Raw genomic sequence first — 24,757 nt, 5'->3', positions numbered from 1 at the left:
TGCTATGTCGGCTGGAACTGTTCTGCCTTGGTACAAAGAAAAATGGGTGTGGCTGCTGATAGGTCTGCCCGCCTCTTCCGTGTTGTTCAGCATCCTGATGGTCACTCTCGCCGTACGCGGGAAGGATACGCTGGTTAAAGACGACTATTACAAAGACGGCCTGGCGATCAACCAGGAGTTGGCCAAAGACCGCACTGCGCAAGACTATGCTCTGTCGGCGCAGGCGAGTATTGATGAAGACGGACGCATCAAACTGGTGCTGACCTCAGGCATTCCCATCAAGAAGGCGGAGCGCTTGAACATTCAGTTCATTCACCCTACTTTGGCGGAGCATGATTACAACATTGCCCTGGTCGCCCAGGATGACGGCTACCACGGCATTTTGCCCAGCCCAATCGAAGGCAGACGTTACATCCACCTGTCCGACGCCGACGGGACCTGGCGCCTGAAAGGCGAAAGCTGGTTTCCCACCGACGCCAAAATCACTTTGAGCCCAGCTGTCCCGACTGAGAATGAGTGAAGCCGAAAAGTGCTATCACTGCAGTAATCCCGTTCCCGCCGCCATCAACCTTCAAGTCACCGTAAGCGGCGAGGATTACGCAGTATGCTGTCGCGGCTGCCAGGCAGTCGCCAATCTGATCCATAACGATGGATTACAGCAGTTTTACCGCTTCCGGGACAAGCGCCTGGAAGCCCCCGAGCCGATCTCCAGTCTGGATCGTTCCAAGTACGCGCTGTACGACAGAGACGATGTGCTCTCTTCTATCGCCACACAACCTGGCTCCGACGGTAAACGCACACTGTCCCTGTCTCTGGAAGGCATTACCTGCGCCGCCTGCGTCTGGCTGGTTGAGCAGTTCGTGCGCAAGTTACCCGGCGTTGTTGAGTTCTGGGTGAACCTGAGTAACCACCGCGCCACCCTGACCTGGAAACAGGACGCCACACCTCTCAGCGACGTATTATTACAACTGCAGTCCATCGGCTTTCGCGGCTATCCCTTTTCCGCCACGGAAGAGGAAAAGCGCCTCGCCGATGAGCAGAAAAGCATGCTGGTGCGCCTGGGTATCGCCGGCATCGGCATGATGCAGAACATGATGCTGGCGGTGCCGATGTACTTCGGCCTGTTGCAGGATACGCCGGAATACGTCGATCTATTCCGCTTCATAAGCCTGATTGTCGCCATGCCGGTGATCCTGTATTCAGCTCGGCCATTTTTCAATGCAGCGCTACGGGACATCCGATTACGTCACCTGACCATGGACGTTCCGGTGTCCCTTGCGATTGGCGGCGCCTTTGCGGCCAGCGTCTGGATCACCTTCCGCGGAGGGCCGGAAGTCTACTTCGACTCTGTCTGCATGTTTACCTTCTTCCTGCTGCTGGGCCGCTATCTGGAGAGCCGCGCGCGCATGTCCGCCGCCCAATCCAATGCCCGCCTGAAACAAAAAGCCCCTCAGTTTGTGGACTTACTGACCAGTCAGAGAGAACAAAATGGCCAAATCGACCTGGCTAAGGCGCAACTAACGCCATTACGGGATATTCGCGTAGGCGACCTCATCTTGTTTAAGGCCGGCGACCTGATTCCAGTTGATGGGGAAATCGTGCAAGGCGAGTCTTCCGTCAACGAAGCCGCCTTGACTGGCGAATTCATGCCGCGTCCCCGGTGCGCCGGAGACACCGTGCTTAGCGGCAGCGTCAATATCGATAACGTATTAGTAGTGCGCGTCACCGCTCTGGATCAAGACTCCCATCTGTCCACCATCAATCGACTGGTGGATCGAGCCTTGCAGGAGCGTCCGCAGCTCAGCGCCATGGCGGACCGAGTCGCCAGCTATTTCGTCGCTGGAGTGCTGCTGACCGCCGCTATTGTTGGCTTGATCTGGTGGCGTATTGATCCCACCCATGCCTTCGCCATTACGCTTTCCGTACTGGTGGTGACCTGTCCCTGCGCACTGTCGCTGGCGACTCCCACGGCCCTGACCACCGCCACCACCGCATTACGACAGTCCGGATTAATCATTACCCGGGGGCACGCGCTGGAAACCCTCGCCCGAGCCTCCCGCGTGGTCTTCGATAAGACCGGCACCCTGACCCAGGGCGAGCTGAGTCTGGTGAAAATCGACAATCGCTCCAACTATTCCGACGCAGACCTGCTGGCCCTGGCCGGATCTTTGGAGTGGGATAACCCCCACCCTATCGCCAAAACGTTCCAGGGTTACGCCCTGGGACCCGCAGAGCAAATTCGCAACCATACCGGGCGAGGCGTCGAAGGAACGCGCGGCGCAACCGCATACCGTCTCGGCAATCTGAAGTTTGCGACGGAAAAGCTGCCGGAATCGCAAATGGTGACGCCAGAGAACTATCAAACCATCGCCCTGGCGGATGACAAGCAGCTTCTGGCGTTGTTCTATCTGACCGACAGTCTGCGTCCGTCCGCAAAAGAAGCCCTGCGACAATTGCAACAGGAGCAGGGTTTACGCACCGCAATTCTATCCGGCGACAGTTCCGCCGCCGTCGAAACTATCGCATCCGAGCTGGCGGTGACCGATATTGAAAAATCCTGCTCGCCGGAAGGCAAACTGGAGCGAGTGAAGCAATGGCAGAAAGAAGGCGACACTGTCGTCATGGTGGGGGACGGCGTCAATGACGTTCCGGTTATGGCGGGGGCGCATCTGGCGGTGGCGATGAACAATGCGACAGACCTGACCCAGGTGCGCGCAGACGCGGTTATCCTTAACGGCGATTTGCGTACTTTCGCATTCGGCGTCAAGAAAGCGCGGGACGCCTATCGCATTATTCGCCAGAACCTGTCCTGGGCCGTCTGTTATAACCTGCTCGCCCTGCCGCTGGCCGCCGCCGGTTATGTGCCGCCCTACGCCGCCGCCATCGGCATGTCGGTCAGTTCATTGATTGTTGTGCTTAACGCTCTTAGACTGTCCGGCGTCCAAAAGCCATAAGGCCCCGCTATGCAGATACTGTTCGTCCTGATCCCTCTCTCCATCGCACTCATCACCGTCGCCGTCATTATTTTTCGTTGGGCGGTGCGCTCCGGTCAGTATGACGACCTGGAAGGTCCTGCGCACAGCATCCTGTTCGATGACGATGACAAAATGATTCCCGGCAACGAGACAGACCAGAAAGACAAACAGGAATCTTCCACCCAGTCATCCGAGGACGCTCCCCGCAACCACGATGCATGAGCTTCTGCTGATCGCTAACGCGTTTCTGATCGGCCTGTTCGGCAGCGGTCATTGCATCGCCATGTGCGGCGGCATCGCTGGCGCGCAGTCCTTCGCCCAGGGCGGAGACGGCTCGCCAAGAACCTCATGGTTATTTCTGTTCAACTTCGGCCGCCTCAGTAGTTATGCATTGATCGGACTGCTCGCCGGTTTCCTGGGTGAAGCGCTGGCGCTGAACGAAACACTGCTGGTCGCGTTACGCACCATCGCAGCCATCATGATCATCCTGATGGGACTTTACGTGGGCCAGTGGTGGATGGGCCTGACTCATATCGAGCGCCTCGGAGGCAGACTCTGGAGTCGAATCTCCCCGCTTAGCAAATCCCTTGGCGAACGTCAGGGGCCACACATCAGCTTCGCTTTGGGTCTGCTCTGGGGCTGGCTGCCCTGCGGACTGGTTTACAGCGCTCTCGCCTGGTCGATGTCGAATGCGGACGCTTCCCTATCCGCTCTGCTCATGTTCTGCTTTGGTCTCGGCACACTCCCCAGCATGTTGGCCGCCGGGCTTTTCGCCTACCATCTGAGACGCTGGTTGAGCAATTTATCTGTGCGCCGCGTGTTCGGCGTTCTACTCATTCTGTTTGGCGTCTGGACGCTGCCCGTGCATTTCGCCGGACTCTTTGGAGGACAGAACATGAACCATCAGCACGACGGAACCTCCTCCCCACACCACGGCGGGCATTGACCCATATCAAGCCCGACTGTTTGGCTCGGATATACAATGGCCACTTCTTATCCATGGTAGAAGTGCGAGCGCCGTAGTGAAAAATATTTACTGGAACGAGAACCTTATCCGCAAATACGATTTGCAGGGTCCCCGATATACCTCCTACCCCACCGCCGTCGAATTCCAGAACGATTTCCCTATCGGCGCCGTGCGTGAGGCCGCGGACGCCAGTCGCGCCGCGAACCGCTCGCTATCGCTGTATCTGCATATTCCGTTCTGTGCGCGCCTTTGTTACTACTGCGCCTGCAACAAAATCATCACCAAACGTCGGGAAAAAGCGATCCCCTACCTCGACGCGCTGTACCGCGAAATCGCCCTGCAAAGTGAGCTTTTCGGCGCGGACCGTCTGGTGGAGCAACTGCATTGGGGCGGCGGCACGCCCACCTTTCTCGCGCCGCAGCAAATGCGTGATCTGATGAATGCATTACGCACGCATTTTCGCTTTATGGAAAATGACCAGGGCGATTACTCCATCGAAATAGATCCTCGCGAAGCTGACGACGAGACGCTGACCACATTGCGTGAAATTGGCTTTAACCGCATCAGCCTGGGCGTGCAGGATTTCAATCCCGCCGTCCAGAAGGCGGTGAACCGGATTCAAAGCGAAGAACTCACTTTGGGCGTGCTGCGCAAGGCGCGCGAGCTGGGCTTCCGCTCCATCAATATCGATCTGATCTACGGCCTGCCCCTGCAAACGCCGGACTCTTTCCGCAAAACCGTAGACACCATCATCGACTTCGCCCCGGACCGGCTATCGGTGTTTAATTACGCGCATATGCCGCAACGCTTCATGCCGCAACGCCGCATCCGCGATGAAGACCTGCCGCGCCCGGAAGATAAGCTGACCATCCTGCAGCAATCCGTCGACCAATTGATCGCGGCGGATTATCGTTTTATCGGCATGGACCACTTCGCCAAACCCGGCGATGAGCTATCCGTCGCCCAAGAGAAAGGAGAGCTGCATCGTAACTTTCAGGGCTATACCACTCATGGCGACTGCGACCTAATCGCCATGGGCGCGTCCAGCATCAGCATGCTGGATCGTTGCTATTACCAGAACTGTTACGACCAGGAAAGCTACGAAGCAGCCATGGCGGAAAACCGACTCCCGGTCATCAAAGGCGTGCAACTGAATGATGACGACGTCATCCGCCGTAAAGTCATCGTCGAACTGATCTGCAACTTCAAAATTGAGTACCGCCGCATCGAAGCCCTGTTCAATATCGACTTCGCCCATTATTTCCGGGGAGAACTCAGTATTTTGCAGGACATGGCGGAAGACGGGCTGATCACCTTCACCCGCGACGGCATGCACGTCAATCCAACCGGAAGACTACTGATCCGCGGCGTCTGCAAAGTATTCGACCGCTACCGGACACAGGCGCAACAGGGGTTTTCCAGGATAATTTAATATCCTATTGCATAATCGCGGCTTTCTCAGCCGCGCTCTTTCTGGCTGCCCAAGTCGATCGAACCCGTGCGATCAAACTTATATCTGAAGAAATCGCCCAGATTGACCATTGATGTCGACTTGTTGAGATAAACAGAAGCGGACATTTCTTTCAGCTTGGCCTGCAGAAGCGTCATCTCCGCGATGAAACGGTCCGCCAAGGATTCGGCGTCGCCCTCTTTTTCGAGCAGTTTGCTTGTCGGCATGCTCAAAAAGTAATTGATGTATTCCGGCAACCAGGAAAACACCAGTTTCTGGAAGTCGTGCTTATCATCCTGAAAGCCAGATTGGCGGCTGATATAGGGCAGCAGATAATCGATAAGATGGTCTATCTCTCCAACTAACGCTCTGGTTTCGTCGAGTCCCATTTCACCCAAGCGCGTCATCAGACGCTGCTTGGCGGCTTTCCAATCAAGCATGCCCTTTGACTTGATAAGAGAACGATAGTTATCCGCCTCAAGGCCCAATTGGTTGATCCACTGAATATCTTCCTCGCCCAGTCCTGCTTCCTTCCATTTACGCCTGGTTTTGAGCAGATCTGCATAGACGTCGTAAATACATGCGCATGTCAGGTGGATAAGCTTGGCGTTGTCGCGGTTATTAAAGTGATGCTGCTGGAGATCAAAGGTCGCCGGATCGTGTTCTTCGGCCGAGGTCGATAGCGCCAGGACAAGCTCCGTCAATATCGGGTTTTCCACATACTCCACCCCGCTTTCACTGAACTCCTTTAACAGTTTCGCTCGCGCCAGCTCAACCTCTTTCTCAGCGTTCAACGCATTGAGTTTCTTGCCTGCGCTGTTCAGCCCGTATTTAGCCAGAGTGGGCAACAAGGCGTGCCCGGCGATGGCGGCCGCCGTCACGGGATTGATCATCGCCACCAGCCCTCCCACCAGCAGCAGGCCGCCTGTCACTTTGTTTTCTACCCGGTCGATATTGTTAGCGACTTCTTTCAGATATTGGCCAAACGCACTGCCATCCTCAGGTGGAGGCGTTTCTGCGAGCATGGGCTCTACAATCAAATGCTGAATCATTTCTCTGGAACAGTTCGACGGCGCGTGGAAAATGCGCTTTTTAGGAAGACTGTTGAGCGGCGGAACGCCCGGCGGCAGCACGCGCATGGTGTGCAATACATAACCCTGCTCAGCAAGACGGAAAGGAACTATAAAGTAGTGCTTCTCATCTACATCCTCGTACAAGGACGGCGCGGTCTGGCTTGAGGAAAATAGCTGCAGCTTACCGACGCTCTCCTTCACACGCTGATATTGCCCATCCACCGATGACATCAGGTTGGACAGCGCTTCCTTGGAAGACTGCACAGCGCCTTTCACGCCGTTCGCAATTGTCGAGGTAGTAAATTTGATAGCCATAGCGTCCGCATTTCCCAACTGAATAACAGCGCGCCCTTTGCCTGCTATAACTGGCGGCGCGCCCAACAAACTGGTTGCATGTTATCGGTTATCAAGGGCGAATTCAGCTACCTTGATTCCCTTCATTTCCAGATGACAAGCCGATCTGGCGGCGCCGTATGTATTGGACGACTCGCCGTTTAGATCAAGTTAGCACCGGCATCTCAAAATAGAACGTACAGCCCCCACTTGGATTATTGTGGAAGCCGATCTTGCCGCCATGCCGCTCAATGATGGCTTTGGAAATGTTAAGCCCGAGGCCGGTTCCGCTTTTGTTGCGGGTATTAGAAGAATCGGCCTGTGCGAAGCGGCCGAATATGCGATTTTGGAACTCTGGCGGTACGCCAGGCCCTTTATCAGTGACGGAAACCCGCGCATCGCCATTTTCCAACGTAACTGCAACCGCGATTTCCGAATGCGGTGGCGAAAATTTGGCGGCGTTGGAAATCAGATTCGTCAGCACCTGAGTAAGACGCTCTTCATCCGCCTCTACCACGACCGCACGATCAGGAGGAATCTGCAGCGTAAAACTGACGTCAGCATTATGAGTCAGACCCTGGTTGAGCGCCAATACATCACTGACAAGCTGCGCCAGATTGAAGTGACTGAGCTGCAACGTCATCTCTCCAGAGGCCATTTTCTTCAGGTCCAAAATCGCATTAACCAAATTGAGCAGGCGATCTGTATTGCGTCGCGCGATATCAATCATATGCGCATGCTTATCTGGCGCCGCCATAGCGACCTTCGCGTCAAGCAGCGTCAGCGAACCGTTAATGGCGGTTAATGGGGTACGCAACTCATGACTGATAGTGGAGATAAACTCATCTTTGATGCGCTCCGCCTCCGCTCTTTCGGTCACATCGCGCACAATGCAAAGATAAGAGGCCGGCGGAGTCTGAGACAAACACACCGTTTGCAGTTCCAGAGGGAAGTCCTGTCCATCGCGGCGAATGCCCTGCAAATATCCTGGCCCCGCATCCAGAATGGAGGATTCTTGACTCATCTCAGTGGTAGGCGCATGAAAATCCGGAATCAGAACCCGAATATTCAGACCGGAGAAATCGGAGCAGGCATATCCAAACAGGTTCTCCACCGCCGGATTCACCGCTGTAATGCCGCCATCCTCCGTTACCGTCAGCAGACCATCCGGCGTATGTTCATAAATGGCGCGCAGGCGCTGCTCGCTATGCTTCAATTCCGCCGTCCGCTCGTCAACCAAGGTTTCCAAAGCCAGCGTTCGGCCACTGAAGAACAACGACACCATGCCACTGACGCCAGTGAACAACAGCCCCAGTACATAAACAATCCAGGCGTTGATGGAAGTGTTCGCAACAATATTGTTCTTGGTGGGTGCAATATCCAGATCCCATTTTCTGTTGAGAACGGCGAATTTATGCTCCCAACGATAGGGGCGGCTATTGACCTCTTCTTCAGAAATGTCCGGGGACATGCTGACCTTGCCGTTATCGATCGTCATCTCATGCATCAGGTAGCGCTGCTCTGTAATGTCGGCAAGCGTAATGTGGTAGCCGTCCATATTCAGTCGCTCTGTAAAGTGATTCAGCAACGAGTGAATGCGAAATACCGCCACAAAAAAACCTTCGGGATAATCAACGTCCTCTCCCTCTTCGTCCCCCTGATTCGACGATGTTGATTCGATATGTCGCCCGTCGCTGAGGAAATGCGGGTAAAACACCAAGACGCCCACATTGTCCAGTGGATGCTGCACTAAATGAATAGGGCCGGTCATCACCGGTTTTCTTGATTCCCTTGCGTCAGCGATAGCGGTCAGCCGGGAAGGATTGGAAGACACATCAAACCCAAGCGCGCCTCGATTACTCTCTAAAGGGAAGATAAAGCGCACAGGAAGATAAATCGGCTTTTCCGGCGAGCGATGCAACTGACCATCCCGCCGGGTCACAATTCCCATATCGACGCCGTAATCCTCTTGCAGACCGGCTTCAAACTCCTCCCGTTCATAGCTGCGTATGTAGGGATTCCAGGACATGGCCTGAAACCCCGGATAACGCTCCAGCGCCCAAAACACCGCCTTCTCAAAACCGCTTCGATCGATTGTCGCATTGGCGGGAAGATTTCTTTCTATCGCCCGGGCGACATCCAGGTGGGCCTCCAGGCTCTGATTGAGGGCGGCGGAATACCCCTGGGCCTCACTGAAAAAGCGCAGTCGTAAGCTGCTCTCCTCCCAGGATTTCGCATACAAAAACGCGACCGTGGCGAGAAAAAAGGTTCCGAGCAAAGAGAAAGTCACCGCCCAGCGGCGTTTTCTCCATGACTCGCGAGGCTGCAGTCCCCACACCAATATCAGCGGGGTAAAAACAACCACTCCGATGGTGTCGCCAATCCACCAGACACCGAGGGAGCGGGCGTAATTTTCCACAGGAATAAATCCGGCCATCAACAGACTGCTACAGCCAATTAAGGCGTTGGACAGACAGCTCGCCGGGCCGGCGAAAAACAAGAAGCGGATGATCTCAGGAAGCTCCGCCAGACGGCCGGGATAGTTAGCAAAGCGAATAACTAAATAGCGCCCCAAACAGGCCTGCAGGGCGGCACCAGCTCCAATGGCGACAAAAGTGAACAGCTGCCAGGGCCAGATTTCCGCATCGGGGAAACCCTGAGTGACGCTCAGGTTATTGATCAGAGAACCAAGAAAAACCCCCGCGCATAGGCGATAACCGCCCAGCAGCACCACAGCAAGCGCGATGCCGGAGGGTATCCAGATAGCGGTGACATAAGTGCTGTCCGTGGTCAGCCATAAACCCACTCTACCCGTGACAAAATAGGCCAGCGCGGTAAGCAGGTTATAGAACAGGGTCCCGACGGCATGGGATTTGGCCATAATGTTGGACGGAGTCCTTCCACATAAGGTATTCGCCTGAATATTTTATAGGCTATAGATGGCGTAGCTTCAAACCTGTGGAAGCAGGTCCCGGCCATGGCGGCTCGGGACCGAAGTGGGAAAATAATGGCTAGCGGTCAGACCAGACAGACTCTACGGGCCAGCTCCTCCGTCAACACGCGACGGTTCTCCGAATAGTCCACCGGCACGTCAATCAAGTGTACGCCACCCTCAGCGAAAGCCTGTCTAATGGTGGGCGACAGGTCTTCCGCGCGTTGCACGCGGTGTCCAGAAGCGCCATAGGCTTGCGCGTATTTAACGAAGTCAGGATTGCCGTAGCTCAGTCCCCAATCATGGAAACCGCCCTGCTCCTGCTTCCAGCGAATCATACCGTAGGCGCTGTCATTCACGATCAACACCACCAGATTCAATCCCAGACGCACCGCCGTTTCCATTTCCTGGCTATTCATCATGAATCCGCCATCGCCGCAGATCGCCATCACCTGCAATTCGGGGTGCAGCATCGCCGCCGCGATTGCACTGGGCAATCCCGCCCCCATAGTGGCGAGGGCGTTGTCCAGCAACACGGTATTGTTCATATGCGCCTTGTAGTTACGGGCGAACCAGATCTTGTACATGCCGTTATCCAGAGCGATAACGCCATCATCAGGCATCACCTTGCGAACATCCGCCACCAGCCGCTGAGGAATAATCGGAAAGCGGTTGTCCTCAGAGCCTTCGCATAGCTGTTTCTCAACTTCTTCTTTGACCCGCTGGAAATACTCAAAGTCGTGAGTGTTTACCGGCTCCAGCAACTGCGTCAATCGGGAAACAGAATTGGCGATATCCCCCACCACCTCCAACTGCGGGAAGTACACCCTGTCCACATTGGCGGAATTGAAGTTGATGTGAATGACTTTCTTACCGCCGGGCTCCATAAAGAAAGGCGGCTTTTCTATGACGTCATGACCGACATTAATGATCAAGTCAGCAAAATCGATGGCGCAATGCAAATAGTCGCCGTCTGACAATGCCGCCGTTCCCATAAACAGAGGATGGCGCTCATCCACCACGCCTTTGCCCATCTGGGTGTTGAAGAACGGAATGCCGGTCTTCTCAATAAAACCCAGCAACGCTTCGGACACTCGTTTGCGATTCGCTCCGGCGCCAATCAACACCAGCGGATGCCTTGCGTTCTGGATCATCTCCAGCGCCTGTTGAATACTCAGATCATTGGCGTCCGGACGACGACTATGGCTGGATTCAAACAACATGACGTCGGAGTCGGATATTTCTTCTGCGATATCTTCCGGCAGCTCCAGATGCGCAGGCCCCGGTCTTTCCTCCTCCGCCAGGCGAAACGCCTCACGGATCTTCGAAGGAATGGTGTTCACGTTGATGATCTGATGAGTGAACTTGGTCAATGGACGCATCATGTCCACGACATCGACAATCTGAAACAAGCCCTGCTTGGACTTCTTCACTGGCTTCTGCCCCGTCACCATCAGCAACGGCATGGCGCCCAGTTTCGCGTAGGCGGCGCCGGTCACCAAATTGGTGGCGCCCGGTCCCAAAGTCGATAGACACACGCCGGTTTTTCCCGTTAACCGACCATAGGTGGCCGCCATAAAGGCCGCCGCCTGTTCATGCCGGGTCAGCACCAGCTTGATGGAAGAACCCCGCAGCGACTCGAGTAAGTCCAGGTTTTCTTCTCCGGGCACGCCGAAGATATATTTGACGCCTTCATTTTCCAGCGCTTTGACAAATAGGTCTGAGGCTTTCTCGCCCCCGTGCTCTGTTTTCATTCAGTTCTCCACAGGGTTTTCACACGTACTCCGTATCCAGGCGCAATGGCTGCGCCTGAATCCCTCGCAACACAATCAGCTTTGACGCTTGATCGCCAGCAAGCGCGGTTCACTCATGTCCTGCATGGCGTAACGCACCCCTTCCCGGCCAATGCCGCTGTCTTTCACGCCGCCATAAGGCATGTGATCCACACGCCAGGACGGCACATCGCCGATAATGACGCCGCCCACTTCCAGTTCTTCCCAGGCTTTCTGCATATTCTCCACGTCACGAGTGAATACGCCGGTTTGCAGGCCAAACTTACTGTTATTGACGGCTTGCAACGCGTCGTCGAAAGTCTTGTAGGATTCCAGGACAGTCACCGGCCCAAAGATTTCTTCGTTGTAAGCGCTGCAATGTCGTGGAGTATTAGCCAGCACCGTGGGCGTAATAACGTTACCGCTGCGCTCGCCGCCGATCAGCAGTTCAGCGCCCGCCTCTACCGCTTCATTAATCCAGGACGCCACCCGATCCGCCTCTTTGCGACTGATCAGCGGACCTACAAATGTATTTTCATCTTTAGGGTCGCCCGTTTTCAGCGTTTCCACTTCCGCCACCAGACGACGTTTGAAGTCTTCATATAAAGACTCCTGCACCAGAACGCGCTGCACACTCACGCAACTTTGTCCAGACTGGTAATAACCGCCGAAAAGGACACGCGGAATCGCCTTATCCAGATCGGTTTCCGGCTCCACGATACAGGCCGCGTTGCCGCCCAGCTCCAGCACGACTTTTTTCTTGCCCGCCTTCGCTTTCATGGGCCACCCCGCCGCCGGCGAACCCGTGAAGCTCAGCAGCTTGATGCGCTCATCGGAAATCAGCGCCATGGCGTCGTCCTTTTTACAGGGCACGACGGAGAAAGCGCCTTTGGGAAGGTCTGTTTCCGCCAGAATTTCCGCCAGAATCAAGGCGCCGATGGGCGTGAGGCTGGCGGGCTTGAGCACAAACGGACAACCGGCGGCGATGGCCGGGGCCACTTTATGCGCCACCAGATTCAAAGGAAAGTTAAAGGGGGTGATAAACGAGCAGACGCCAATCGGAAACTGGCGCACTATTCCCTGATAGCCCTCGCTGCGTTCGGAATAAGCCAGATCCAGCCATTCTCCGTTATTGCGCACGGCTTCTTCCGCAGCGATCTGAAAGGTCTCGATCAAACGTCCCACTTCACCACGGCTGTCCTTGAGCGGCTTGCCCGCTTCCCGCACCAGCGCCTGAGCCAACTCTTCCGAGCGTTCTTTAAGGCGCGCAACGGTATGCAGCAACACATCGCGACGTTTGTATCCAGGCATTCTGCGCATAGGAGCCACGGCTTTTTCCGCAGCGGCGATCGCCTTCTCAATATCATCGTGATCGGCCAGACCGACTTTAGTGAATTCTTCTCCGGTGTACTTGTCTTCGACCGGCAACCAGCCGCGAGGATCTGCGACAGGCTCGTTGGCGAGATAGAAGGGATAGGATTTGGCTAACATAAGCAGGTCCTTTTTCTGTCAGGCAGTTGGCGGATAAGCGAAAGGCGGAGCCTGATACTGCTCGCTTAATTCGAGCGCACGAGTATGACACATTCGCAAAATGTTTTGCCTAAAGGAAAAGACTATGGACCTGATAAGTCGAAGCAATAAAAAAAGGCGAAAAAAAGCCGACTCGCAAAACCGCGGTCGGCGCAGGAGCGTATGTCGAGATACGCCTATAGGATAAGAAAACTAACCGATTGGGCCGCTTCTCAGCGGGGAAAAACATTCCAGCGCGAACGCTGAATAAAAGCTGTTTTTCATGACAACCCTAAGCGCCAAGCAGACATAAATGCCGTCAATTAAATCAAAGAATTACGATATATTAATTTAGGTCTGCGCAGATATTGGAAACAGGACTGGGCAGCGGCGCCAGGAAAAAAAATAGGCAGATGAAGTTATCAGCGGAAGGATTAGCTCAACAGAGCCCAGGCAATAGCGCCCATGACGCCGAGCATGCCCAAACCAAGCGTAAACATACTCAACCAGGCGAAGACGAACATTCTGTAGAGAATCGGACTGATGTCTCTTCCGAACAACATACAACTCTCACAATCCGCCTCGCTCAGAGAACCACCCAGAGATCTCGCTATCGCCTTCGCCAGACTGGCGACCAACAATGGAAAGATACCCACAACAATGCTGAGAATAGCTAACGATAAAGGCGTCATGACGCTTGATTCTCCGGCGGATGATAGCTGCAAACAGACGAAAAGGGCCGGTGAACCCGGCCCGTCTGACTTATGTCTGTTTAGAGGTTAAGCACGCTGATTTGATTAAACTCTTCCGGCTCCATGCTGTAGCGCTCCAATTTGTCGAAGTCATACAGTCTGGTGTCGCACAAGTGTGAAGGCAGTACGTTTTGCACAGCGCGGAACATGTTTTCCAGACGACCGGGGAAACGCTTATCCCAGTCCTGCAGCATCATTTTGATGTTTTGTCTCTGCAGATTTTCCTGAGAGCCGCACAGGTTGCAGGGAATAATTGGAAACTCACGCAGGCCGGCGTAACGCTCGATGTCTTTTTCACGACAGTAAGCCAGAGGACGGATAACGATGTTGCGGCCGTCATCGCTTTTCAGTTTGGGAGGCATTGCGCGCATTTTGCCGCCATAGAACATATTCAGGAACAGTGTTTCCATGATGTCGTCGCGATGGTGTCCCAACGCGATCTTGGTGCACTTATGTTCAACGGCGAAATCGTACAGAATCCCACGACGCAAACGCGAGCAGAGACCACAAGTGGTTTTCCCTTCAGGAATCTTATCTTTTACGATGCTGTAGGTATCGCGCTCAATGACGTGATACTCAACGCCCAAGGAGCTCAGATATTCAGGCAGGACATGCTCGGGAAAACCGGGCTGTTTCTGGTCCAGGTTAACCGCGATAACCTCGAAGCTGATAGGCGCGTGCTTTTTCAGATTCAACAGGATGTCCAGCATGGCGTATGAGTCTTTACCGCCACTGAGGCAGCACATCACTTTGTCGCCATCCTCAATCATATTGAAATCAGCAATCGCCCTGCCGACTTCACGCCGCAGCAGTTTTCTCAGTTTGTTCAACTCCAAGCGATCGCGCTGCGCCATCTCTGCCTTAAAAGCCGCCGTCATATCTCACTACCTCCGGTTAACGGGTGCGCATTATAGCCTAAATCCCCCCGTCTAACGCCAGTGCAGTTTTTGTTCAGTCTGTAAACAGCGAGAGTTGAGCTTACGGGCAATTGAAGACTCCGCTAGCGCGCATCATTCAACTTCCAGTCATAGGCGTACTCGATACCGCCCTTATAGTTGTCCAAGCGACTTTTTTCCGGCTCCGCGGAATACTTGGCGAGATGATCAAGGAGTTCTTGTTTAGAGCCGAAGTCGCTTTGATACCAGTCGTAGATGGAGGACAGTCGCAGGCCGTCTTTGACGAAGGCCACGCCTTTGGGGTGACGGATGAAGTTTTGTGCGGCGTTGTTTAACTGCTCTTCCAGGCGATTGGGATCGAAGGCTTCCGGGTAGAGATTCGGGCAGCCGAGGCTGGCGCAGTTGACCGCATAATGGATGCGTTTGTCTTTCCAGATGGGGCGCAGAATTCGGTGCTCGATATCGTTCAATGTCAGCGCCTGCCCTTGCACGTGGGTGATCGCATCGTCCCAGGGTCCAAAACGAAACCAGCCGCCGCCAATCTCCTTAATGCTATCTACCGGATAGTGTTGCAGCACCAACTGCACAGTCAGGGCGTTGTATAAGTTAATCCAGTACGCCATTTGCGTATTTTTAGAATACTCGCGGGGATCAACCGCCGTCAGTGACGCAATGTAGTCATCTAACTGGCGTTTTTCTTCCGTCGTAAACCTGCCGTACGACAATCTGGCGAAACCATCCCCGTCATGACTAAGGTGGGTCTGCAGAAGACGGGTCCAAGTGCTATGATCTAGCAAAGCAGGGTTTCGCTCATTGGCCTTGTCCCACAGGCTCCAATACTCGGCCTTCGGCGCCGCAATAGCTTCGCCCGAGAACCAGCCCATAAAAATCAGGATTAAAAATAGTCTTACGCTCATGAGTTTTGATCATCCAGAGATACCAGAGGATTTGACCCTTGCAGGTACGGAAGGTTCCCGCGAACCGACCAGTTGGCGCTACCTCACGCAAAAACTGGAACAGGCCGTCGCAGAGATTCTACTCCCCGGCCCGGCCATGATTTCCGAACACGATCTAATCAAACAACTGACCCTGCCGCCACATAGCATTTTTTCAGAGAACTGCCTGCAATCTCCACTGGATCTTTTTCAGACCCATTTCTTGACGTTTCATACGCTTTATCGCTTGAAAAACAAATGGTTACAAGAACATAATCTCGTCCTCGCCATGACCTCCGTACGTATCACCCTATATCACTACGATGCGGAGGCTCACAGCAGCCACAACGCGCCGGTGGCGGCGGACCCCTTGGCGGAATACTACCTCAATCCGAAAAACTTATTCGATACCAGCGCCGCAGATGTGGAGAAGCTGATCAGGGATTTTTGGCTGATGTATGTACACCCCCATCAAAAGCAGTCCGCGTTGGACACCCTGGGATGCGCTCCAGATAGCGACGCAGGACAGATTAAGGCCCGCTACCGCCGCCTCGCCATGGAACATCACCCGGACCGTGGCGGAAACACCGCGTTGTTTCAAGCCATCACGGAAGCATATGAAGTATTGAAGGTTTATTACTCACTATGAATAACGGACGCTATTCTCTCACCGCAACGTCACTCACTCGTCGGATTCAGGCGCTTGGAATCGCCGCCGGCGTCTTGTTTTGCGCAACGGCTCAGGCTCAAGAAAGTCCCGCCCGCGCATACATACTGCAATATCATCACATTAGCGACGATACCCCGCGCAGCACCTCCACCACCCCGGAGCTCTTCCGCCAGCACATGCAGTTTATCGCCGATAATGGCTATCAAGTGCTGCCGTTGGCGGAGATCATTCGCACACTTCAGGAAGGCGACAGCCTTCCCGAGAAAACGGTCGCACTGACGTTTGATGATGGCTACAAAAGCATCTACGAAACCGCATACCCGCTATTGAAGGAACGCGGATATCCATTCACGATTTTCCTGAATCCAGATGCGCTTGATAATCACCGCAGCACGCACATTACCTGGGAGCAGGCCCGAGAAATGGGGAAACACGGCGGCGTGGTGGCGAACCATGGCGTGGGCCACATCCATATGGTGGAAGTCAAAACCAATGAAGACGCCAGCGCCTGGCGTGCGCGCATCACGCAAAATATCGAGCAAGCGGAAAAAAGAATCGAGGAAGAGACTGGCGCCTCACTCAAACTACTCGCCTACCCTTACGGCGAATACGATGCGTCACTGCAAAAATTGGTGAGTTCATTGGGTTACGTCGGATTGGGGCAACACTCCGGCCCTATTGGACCTGATAGCGACTGGACCTCTCTGCCCCGTTTTCCCGCCTCCAACGCTTACAGCTCCGTTCCGCAGTTAAAAGAAAAGCTGAGCACATTGCCGCTGCCTGCACAGATGCTATCGCCACAGAACATCCTGATTGCGGATAACAATCCTCCGCAATTGCGCTTCAGCACGGAGTTGAACGCAAAGGTCACATGCTACGGCAGCGGACAGGGCCTTCTCGATAGCGCAGTCGATAACAATGAAGTGACCGTCGTCGGAGCAGCGCCGTTCAAAGGTCGTCGCTTCCGTTACAATTGCACAGCGCCGGCTGGCGGTGGACTGTTCTATTGGCGCTCGTTCCCATGGATCAATCCCGCCGTCCCTGAGGATTAACCCTCATCCCTCTCGCCTACTCAGGCGGCAAAATCGCCAGATGCAGTATGCCGCTGGCGGAGTGGCTGATAACAACCGGTTTGTCAGCCACGCCTTCAGCAACAGTGCGTTTTTTGAGGTCCGCCCCCGTCGTCATTAAGACAAGATACTTCTCATCCTTCGTTTTTACCCTGAGAAAACCTTCCAGATAGCCATAGCGGAACCAGTTTTCCGGCTCGTAGATATAGAGCAAATCCTGCAGGAAGCGCACCGGTTTCCAATCGCTATCCAATACCAACACTGATGGGTAAAACGCGTCAGGTTGCGCATATGCCCGCAACTGCAACAATCGATTGACGCTGCCTTCGGGGATCTCCACAACGCGATACAAACTGTAGCCTACACCGAAGTTATAGCCCTGCTCGTCCTTGCGAATTTCCAGCAGCTCCCCATCATCAAACTCAAGCTCAACCCGCTCGTCATTCACCAGGTTTTCACAGCAGCGATCGTAAATGAGGTCAATCTCCTGCTCCGCCCCCGGCGCGTTCAGTCCAAGCAGATCGGCGGCAAAGGGGTCCGCGCCATCAGGAAGACGCGCCTTCTTGATTCGTTGTTCATCCGCCACGACCTGAGCGGGTTGCAAAGGCTGCATGTGCGCCTTGGACTTGGCATCAGCGGGATTATATTCCTCAGTATGCATGACCCCGTTAGTGTCGACCCAAGTGTAAAAGCGACTATCGCCCTCTCGCACGAAACCTCTTTTTTCCAGTTCCGCTGCATCAATGTAGGTAGACTCGTCGATGATCTCGCGATGACTTGATTCAGGCTGGCTCATTTGAGGCGCAGGCTGAGATAAGCTCTCTTTAGATACCTCCTGAGCGTCATTGGCGACAGGGGCTTCTGGCGCCGGGCTGGGAACCGTCGCCTCTGCATTAATTTCCTGCTCAACATGAGTTGCCGTCGTCTCAGCGGAGGCGGGGCTTTGTCCTGGCGTCGGTTGAAGCGCTTCTGGCTGTGTTTGTTGCGGCGCCTGTGGCGAAGGAGCTGGTGGCTGCCCATCACGAATCAGCGTATGGCGCACCTGGCCGTTTTCATCCACCCAGGTGTAGTACCTGTCCGCCAGCGCCGCGCCGCTACTGAATAGCGTCAACGAAAGAAGTAATGCACTCGTCTTCATGCTCAAAACGCCGTCCGGAAGGTCATACCCGCCATGATCAGTTTCAGATTGGTCTCCACATCCACGCCTGCATAGGGGTTGTAGACAATATTCTGAATGCCATCGTCGTTCAGGTTCAAACTGGAGCCTGCGGGAATATACTGCCAACTGCGCATGTAGCTGAGATTGAAGTCTACCGTCGTGTCTCTGTCCCACTTGTACCCCATGCCAACGCTGTACAACACAGTGTCATTGAGGGGAGCCAGGATATCGCGGCGGTTATGGGGGATCGGCGAGTTACGCATCTCCACCCCGAAACGAAGATCCAGGCGGTTGGAAAGGTGCTGCTCGACGCCAACGCCCACATTCCAGACATCTTGATACTCCAACGGCAAACGCATGGTGTTCGCCGTGGCGTTAGGCGACAACAGACGCGCCGCCCCCAGGAATTCCAGGTTGCGATCAAACTTGAGCAGGAAGGCGTCCCAGGAACTGTAATCCGTCCACCCCACATCCACATTCACAGTGAACTGATGATTCAACTTCACGCTCACGCCGGTTTGAAAGTGCTGAGGGTGTGTCAGATCGATAGATAACTGCCCAGCCTCTCTGGGAGTCCCGGATGGCAGAGAGAATATCCCGGCGGTGATAGCGCCAACGATCGAGCCGTTGAAGGAACGCCAGAAGCCGGACCAGTCATCGGTGTACGCCAGCTCATAAGTGCCTTTCAACTTCATGTCGGACTCGCTCTGATAGCTGGCCCCCCATGCGAACCAATCCGTCGGCTCCCACAGCACGCCAACGTGATACTTTGGAGACAATGTCTCCTGTACCTGGATACTCATGCCTCCAATGTCGTCCCAGGGGCCCACATTACCGCCACATAAGCCCAGAAACGGCGCCAGAGGTTCTTCTCCGGTCTCACAGTTGAAAGCGTCCTGTAGCACTTCCAATACGCCGATCATCAAGTTGGGCGCGCGAGTATAAGTATCCAGCGCCAATGACTGAGACGACATGCTGACGCCAAACCCTACCGACCACTCATCGTTGATTTCATAGCCAAATGAGGGCGACAGATACGTAAAACGCTGCAATGACAGCGCCTTACCCAGATATCTGGCGGGATCGTCCTTCTTCCGGTAATAACCCAGAATTTCCGGGCCGTAGGTGAGGTTTGCAAATGTGAATTTGGAGCCTGGCGGGTTCAAACTGAATCCAACGGAAGGAGCCAGAGCCGGCGGGCCTTTCGGCAAACGCTGAATGCCAAAGCCAGGCACATAGAGGGCGATGGTATTTGTGCGGCTTCTGGCGACCGTATCGCCATCGAAGATAGGGTCGTTTTCTACCCCATCGATACCGAATACGTTGTAGCCTTCGGGAGCGTAGAAGTCCGACTGTATATTGGCGTGCACCCCCATCAGGGTCACCGCCAGTTGACGCCCTTTTAACTTGGTCAGGCCGGCGGGATTATAGTGAATGGACGCCACGCCAGGAGGCGCAGCCGTCACGGCGTTGCCCAGCGACAAAGCATAGGGGTCCACCATCAGATTCGTCGCCAGCTGGGCGGAAGCAATTCCACTCCAGCAGGCTGCGCATAGTCCCGCCGTAGCCAGGAGCTTTGTATTCTTATTAATATTTAAGCTCATCTTACAACTCTGCCTGATTGTTGTTCCCGCTTATTGTTCTTTAAGTCCCGCAATATTGATGGGGATAGACACCCCGATCGTTACATCAGGCGAGTCCTCGGTGAGGCCAAACCCCACTGAGGTGTTAATGATTTTGGTTTCACTGACGCGAATACCCATAGCGAAACTCATCAGACTGCTGACCTGATCCTGTGCGACAGCTTTGTTGCCAGTATTAAAAGTCAGAACAGTTTCATCCGAGTAGCTCAACTGAGAAGAAACGCTAAGCGACACATCGTACGACAGGGCATAAGAAAAACCCGCCGATAACGACAGGGAGTTGGCGGGCTCTACAGAAACCAGCCTCTGCCCCCCGCGCACTTGGTTCAGATCCGTCTCTTTCAGAGGAAAGGTGTAGCTGACGGAACTGAATATGACGACAGGATCAAGCACCTTCGAGAAGCTGCCCCCAACAGAAAACGAGTAGTAGCCGCTCCCGGAAGATAACTGTCTTTTGACGTCAATCTCATATGGACTGACCCCGGTTTTGGACTTGAAAGTACTGAACAGGGTATAGGACGGCTTCCCCGGTACATAGGCGAAAGGCTGCCAACGGGCGGTCAGCGAGACATCTCCTACATCAGAGTTGTTCAGCTCTGTCTCGGTATCGTACTTGGTGGACAGCGGCACGCGTGTGGACAGGGTCAGGTTATCCAATACGCCATAGTCAAAGGTGAAAGTGTTGGTGAAGGTATGTTGCGCCGCAGGCGTGACGTCAAAATTCCGGAATGAGCCGTTAACGATATCAATATCCAGGCGCTGGTCGCCGAAGTAGCTGTAGTCAAAGGCATAGGTCAATGACATCTTGCTCTTCTTCAACAAGGAGTAGTTTTTCTCCGCCGCCTGGAACACTTCCTCCAGTTGCTTAGCGGAATCGGCATCGTCCTCCTGTTTGGTCAACGCCTCTCTCGCCTTCTCCACGCTGTTTTGCCCTTCATCGGCTAAGACAGGCGAAGCAGCCGTAAAAGTAAGCGCACAGTAAACACAGGATACTACCCAATGCTTCATTAGCTTTCCCTTAATGTTATTGTATTTATTAGCTTTTCCAGACGGTTACGTTTTCAGGACTTTTTTAATTGCGTTTGTAATGCAAATACTTGTTGGTGTTGTTAACTGAACCGTCTTCGTTGTTTTTAAGTCTTTCCAGTTCGTTACGTATGCGAAACTCCGTCGCCTCATGAAACTGGGGAAATTCCCGGTATGCATTTAAGGTAAAGGTCTGCTCATCCACATAGCGCATGTCCTCTTCTCTTAACTCCAGTCCGTCCACAGGTTTGGTATTGCCGGGAAAGACGATAAAGAGAACATTCTGATCCCAGTGTTCTTTGAACAGCTCTACCGTAAAAGTGATGTTGCCTAACGAGGGGTCCGCCACAAAAACGCGATTATCACGAACAGCGCGAACAACAATGAAATGTTTGAAGCCGCCATAGCGGATCGGCACGATGGCGGGATGATCCAGCTCAGCCAAGTCTTCAATTTCCGCCTTGAAGCCACCGGAGGGATATCCCAGCGCCGTCACCAGTCGTTTGAAGTCGAGCATGGAAAAACCACGGCGTTCTACAATACGCGCTGCATCGCCATAATGAAGCAGCCCCTCCATTATCTGACGCTCTTCGAAAGTACGTCCCAGATAATGCTCCAACACTGTAGTCAGAGCGGCGGAACCGCAGCTGTAGTCATAGGCTTGCTTGGTGATATTGCGAAACTTCTGTTCTTTCGCCGGTTCGACCATCGTGTCGTAGCGCAAAAATGCTACGTCATTGCCCGCAGTGCTGATTGCCTGTTGATACACCACAACCCCTTTAGGCTGCGGCTCAACAATAGCCGCCTCATTGGCGATATTGAAAGCGAGCACCGAACCGGCGAGCACTAGAAGCATTCATTTCCACTCGTTTTTATTCTGCGAAATTACGGGTTTACAACGTAACTGTTTGTAAAGTAAAGATACCGCAATTGCTTTTCTGGTAAAGATAACCAGTACACAATTCTCAGTTAGACGGGAGCGCAAGATCGGTAAAATCCCTTATGCGGCAAGCACTAGGGGGAGCAAGATTTAGCAGAGGGCCAATTGCGACACGACCCCACTTGCCGTCACCCCAAAAACAAAGCCTCTTACAAGCTCTCTATGTTTAGGGTGGACGCTTTTTAAGGACAATAAAAAAGACGGCTCACGGCCGTCTTTTTTATTAGCTTGAAATCGAAAGCTTACAGACGCTCAATTTCCGCCGCGTCCTGAACTTTCTCATTGTAATCGTTGTATTCACGCTGACCGTTGCGGCTCGCCATAAAGGTTCTATAGGTCTTTTGCTCCGCTTCGCTCAGGTCTTCGGTATTATCCTTCACCTCATTCAGAACGATGACAGCATAACCAAAGTTTGTCTCAAACTTCTCTATTACGGGCTTACCTTCCGCCGGCTTTGGCAACTTAAAGGCCAAGCGGGAAATATCCGCTGCGCCAGCCTGAGAACGGCGAGCGTCATTCAGCTCCACCCATCCAGTCTGCTCGCCATCAGCGCCTTTAGAAACTGGAGCCAAATCACCGCTCTTCAGCTGAGCGACCATCTCATCTGACTTCGCAGCCAGAGAGTCTTTCGCTTTTTGAACGGCCAGCTTCTGCTTAATCGCCTCTTTCACCTCAGCAAATTGTTGCGGCACGCTAGGCAACAGTTCTTTCTTTCTCAACACCAGGCTGCCTTCCTTGCCCAAATCGATAACCTGACTGTTATGGCCGTCTTCAATTACGTCCGCAGAGAAGGCTTCTTGAATAACCTGAGGACCACTGAAAATGCCTTGCCCGCCTTCTCTGGAAAAAGGCTCGGAAGTCTGTACTGTCAGGCCAAGCTCCTCGGCCGGTCCCGCCAAATCATCCGCGGTATAAGTGATGTCTTTCAGCTTAGCGTTGATTTCAACGAACAGACTATCCGCTTTCTGCTCCTGCAACTCTTTGACTATGCGGTCTTTGGACTCTTCCAGGCTTGGCATTTCAACCGCTTTAACGTCATTTAATTTGATGATGTGGTAACCGTATTCAGTCTTAACCGGTTCGGAAATATCGCCCACATTCATAGAAAACAGTTTTTCTTCGAAAGGCTTAACAAAAGCGCCTTTCTGAGCGTAACCCAGGTCGCCGCCGTCGTTCGCTGAGCCTAGATCGCTTGAAAACTCTTTCGCCAGCGCAGCGAAGTCGCCACCATCTTTCAGCTTCTGCTCAACTTCTTGAGCTTTAGCCAACGCCTGCTCTTCAGAGACGTCATCAGAGGTTTCAATCAGGATATGGGAAGCACGGCGTTGTTCAGATGGATGAAACTCTTTCTTTTCTTCCTCATAACGCTTGCTGATTTCGTCATCGCTAACTTCTGCACGATCCGCCAATACATCTCGCGTCAGCTCAATGTAGTTGACGATGATACGCTCAGGCAAAGTAAATTCGTCTTTATTAGAGTTGTAGTATTCCTCGGCCTCTGCGTCGCTAATTTCAATATCTTTCGCAACGTCTTCAGCGTTAAGACGATAGTAGCTAAAACTGCGAGTCTGACGTTCCATTCTCAGCAGTTCATTCAGCTCTTCCCCAATAACAAAAGAAGTTTGAGCAATCCCGGACTGCAATTGTCCTACCAGCAACTCATCAGATAACTCTTTACGGAACTCCATAGGACGCATGCCAATTCTGCGCAGTGCTTCCATAAACTGGTTGTTGTCGTATTTACCGTCTTTCTGGGCCATTGGCCACTGAGTGATAAAGTTGTTGATGGTTGCATCAGAAACAGTGAAACCAGCCTCCCGCGCAGCCTGTAGCTGAACTTCGCGAGTAATAAATTCGTCAAGGGTGGTTTTACGCAGTTTGTTTTCATCGATTTTGCTGGGATCGTAATTCTCTCCCATGCTGGCGATAGCCTGAAGGCGGTTTCGCTCGAACTTGCGTTCGAACTGAGACTTAGTGATAGGTTCGCCATTAACTGACGCAACTTCGGGCTCGCCGCTGAGCCCTCCAACGATAGACTCAATGCCGAAGAAGGCAAACGTCATGACGATTAGGCCGACAATTACCTTGGCGATCACGCCCTGGGCGTTATCCCGAATATTTTGAAGCATGCGCCCCTCTTAGAATTCTAACTTCCAAATCTGGTTGTACTGTTCTAATGAAAAAAGGCGCTCTTAGGCGCCTTGGATCTTGGCGGAGCGGACGGGACTCGAACCCGCGACCCCCGGCGTGACAGGCCGGTATTCTAACCGACTGAACTACCGCTCCTTCGATTGCATTGCGTCCCTATTTTACTAGGGACACAAGATGCTAGTTGACTGCGTCTTTCAGAGCTTTACCGGCTTTAAAGCTGGGAACTTTGGCTGCGTCGATTTTAATCGTAGCGCCAGTTTGCGGGTTGCGACCAGTGCGTGCAGCGCGCTCTTTAACAGAGAACGTACCAAAACCGATCAAAGTAACCTGCTCACCCTTTTTTAATGCTTCAGTAACTGACTCAACGACAGCATCAAGAGCACGACCAGCAGCCGCTTTTGAGATGTCTGCAGATGCAGCAACAGCATCAATCAATTCTGACTTATTCACACTAAACCCCTTAGATCTTTTTGAATTGATTAATTGACTGGTGATGAAGGAATT

At 53.5% G+C, this 24,757-nt stretch carries 20 protein-coding genes and 1 tRNA gene; 7 read left to right on the top strand and 14 right to left on the bottom strand.

The window, feature by feature from the left end; all coding sequences use genetic code 11:
* Positions 1-4: 4 nt before the first annotated feature.
* The 5 genes from EUZ85_RS12905 (at position 5) to hemN (ending at position 5,374) form a co-directional block, all read left to right on the top strand.
* Entirely contained in the window at positions 5-520 is a 516-nt protein-coding gene (locus tag EUZ85_RS12905; RefSeq protein WP_241567022.1) for a FixH family protein, read from the top strand.
* Complete coding sequence (locus EUZ85_RS12900) at positions 513-2,954, top strand: heavy metal translocating P-type ATPase (protein WP_127969670.1); 2,442 nt, start codon at positions 513-515, stop codon at positions 2,952-2,954. The genes EUZ85_RS12905 and EUZ85_RS12900 overlap by 8 nt, the downstream gene beginning before the upstream one ends.
* Before the next feature lie 9 nt (positions 2,955-2,963).
* The gene (gene ccoS / locus EUZ85_RS12895; protein WP_127969669.1) at positions 2,964-3,197 is read left to right on the top strand and encodes a cbb3-type cytochrome oxidase assembly protein CcoS; all 234 of its coding nucleotides are present in this window, start codon (positions 2,964-2,966) and stop codon (positions 3,195-3,197) included.
* The gene (locus EUZ85_RS12890) at positions 3,190-3,921 is read left to right on the top strand and encodes a sulfite exporter TauE/SafE family protein (protein WP_127969668.1); all 732 of its coding nucleotides are present in this window, start codon (positions 3,190-3,192) and stop codon (positions 3,919-3,921) included. Before ccoS ends, EUZ85_RS12890 begins: the two co-directional genes overlap by 8 nt.
* A gap of 76 nt (positions 3,922-3,997) precedes the next feature.
* Positions 3,998-5,374, top strand: coding sequence for an oxygen-independent coproporphyrinogen III oxidase (gene hemN, locus EUZ85_RS12885; protein WP_127969667.1), 1,377 nt, complete (start codon positions 3,998-4,000; stop codon positions 5,372-5,374).
* 26 nt (positions 5,375-5,400) lie between these two features.
* Here hemN and EUZ85_RS12880 read toward each other — a convergent pair whose 3' ends face one another.
* From EUZ85_RS12880 to EUZ85_RS12850, 7 genes are all read right to left on the bottom strand, one after another.
* On the bottom strand, positions 5,401-6,780 hold the full coding sequence (locus tag EUZ85_RS12880) for a hypothetical protein (RefSeq protein ID WP_127969666.1): 1,380 nt from the start codon (positions 6,778-6,780) through the stop codon (positions 5,401-5,403).
* Between the two features lie 184 nt (positions 6,781-6,964).
* On the bottom strand, positions 6,965-9,679 hold the full coding sequence (locus EUZ85_RS12875) for a CHASE domain-containing protein (protein WP_127969665.1): 2,715 nt from the start codon (positions 9,677-9,679) through the stop codon (positions 6,965-6,967).
* Between the two features lie 137 nt (positions 9,680-9,816).
* A complete protein-coding gene (locus EUZ85_RS12870; protein WP_127969664.1) occupies positions 9,817-11,484 on the bottom strand; it encodes an acetolactate synthase large subunit in 1,668 nt (555 codons plus the stop codon).
* Between the two features lie 75 nt (positions 11,485-11,559).
* A complete protein-coding gene (locus EUZ85_RS12865; RefSeq protein WP_127969663.1) occupies positions 11,560-12,993 on the bottom strand; it encodes an aldehyde dehydrogenase family protein in 1,434 nt (477 codons plus the stop codon).
* Positions 12,994-13,445: 452 nt separating this feature from the next.
* Positions 13,446-13,703, bottom strand: coding sequence for a hypothetical protein (locus EUZ85_RS12860; RefSeq protein WP_127969662.1), 258 nt, complete (start codon positions 13,701-13,703; stop codon positions 13,446-13,448).
* 80 nt (positions 13,704-13,783) lie between these two features.
* Entirely contained in the window at positions 13,784-14,641 is an 858-nt protein-coding gene (gene ttcA, locus EUZ85_RS12855; RefSeq protein ID WP_127969661.1) for a tRNA 2-thiocytidine(32) synthetase TtcA, read from the bottom strand.
* A gap of 122 nt (positions 14,642-14,763) precedes the next feature.
* A complete protein-coding gene (locus EUZ85_RS12850) occupies positions 14,764-15,576 on the bottom strand; it encodes a DUF547 domain-containing protein (protein ID WP_127969660.1) in 813 nt (270 codons plus the stop codon).
* Between EUZ85_RS12850 and EUZ85_RS12845 the strand changes: the two genes are divergently transcribed.
* Entirely contained in the window at positions 15,575-16,243 is a 669-nt protein-coding gene (locus EUZ85_RS12845) for a DNA-J related domain-containing protein (RefSeq protein ID WP_127969659.1), read from the top strand. The genes EUZ85_RS12850 and EUZ85_RS12845 overlap by 2 nt on opposite strands.
* Entirely contained in the window at positions 16,240-17,316 is a 1,077-nt protein-coding gene (locus EUZ85_RS12840) for a polysaccharide deacetylase family protein (RefSeq protein ID WP_127969658.1), read from the top strand. The genes EUZ85_RS12845 and EUZ85_RS12840 overlap by 4 nt, the downstream gene beginning before the upstream one ends.
* A 16-nt stretch (positions 17,317-17,332) precedes the next feature.
* Here the strand turns inward: EUZ85_RS12840 and EUZ85_RS12835 are convergent, their stop codons facing one another.
* From EUZ85_RS12835 to hupB, 7 genes are all read right to left on the bottom strand, one after another.
* Positions 17,333-18,472 carry a MalM family protein gene (locus tag EUZ85_RS12835; RefSeq protein WP_127969657.1) on the bottom strand — a complete coding sequence of 380 codons (1,140 nt, stop codon included), beginning with the start codon at positions 18,470-18,472 and terminating at the stop codon, positions 17,333-17,335.
* Between the two features lie 2 nt (positions 18,473-18,474).
* Positions 18,475-20,097 (bottom strand): OmpP1/FadL family transporter, encoded by a 1,623-nt coding sequence (locus tag EUZ85_RS12830; RefSeq protein ID WP_127969656.1) that lies wholly within the window; start codon positions 20,095-20,097, stop codon positions 18,475-18,477.
* A gap of 30 nt (positions 20,098-20,127) precedes the next feature.
* Positions 20,128-21,144 (bottom strand): transporter, encoded by a 1,017-nt coding sequence (locus EUZ85_RS12825; protein WP_127969655.1) that lies wholly within the window; start codon positions 21,142-21,144, stop codon positions 20,128-20,130.
* 64 nt (positions 21,145-21,208) lie between these two features.
* Positions 21,209-22,018, bottom strand: coding sequence for a C39 family peptidase (locus tag EUZ85_RS12820; RefSeq protein WP_011396064.1), 810 nt, complete (start codon positions 22,016-22,018; stop codon positions 21,209-21,211).
* 326 nt (positions 22,019-22,344) lie between these two features.
* Complete coding sequence (locus EUZ85_RS12815; RefSeq protein WP_127969654.1) at positions 22,345-24,231, bottom strand: SurA N-terminal domain-containing protein; 1,887 nt, start codon at positions 24,229-24,231, stop codon at positions 22,345-22,347.
* Positions 24,232-24,311: 80 nt separating this feature from the next.
* A tRNA-Asp gene (locus EUZ85_RS12810) sits at positions 24,312-24,388 on the bottom strand.
* Between the two features lie 42 nt (positions 24,389-24,430).
* A complete protein-coding gene (gene hupB, locus EUZ85_RS12805) occupies positions 24,431-24,703 on the bottom strand; it encodes a nucleoid-associated protein HU-beta (protein WP_011396062.1) in 273 nt (90 codons plus the stop codon).
* Positions 24,704-24,757: the final 54 nt, after the last annotated feature.

Origin of the sequence: Hahella sp. KA22 (assembly GCF_004135205.1) — a bacterium.
Classification (GTDB): domain Bacteria; phylum Pseudomonadota; class Gammaproteobacteria; order Pseudomonadales; family Oleiphilaceae; genus Hahella.
The sequence above is the reverse complement of the archived record's forward strand: the minus strand, read 5'-3'. Positions and strand labels throughout refer to the sequence as shown.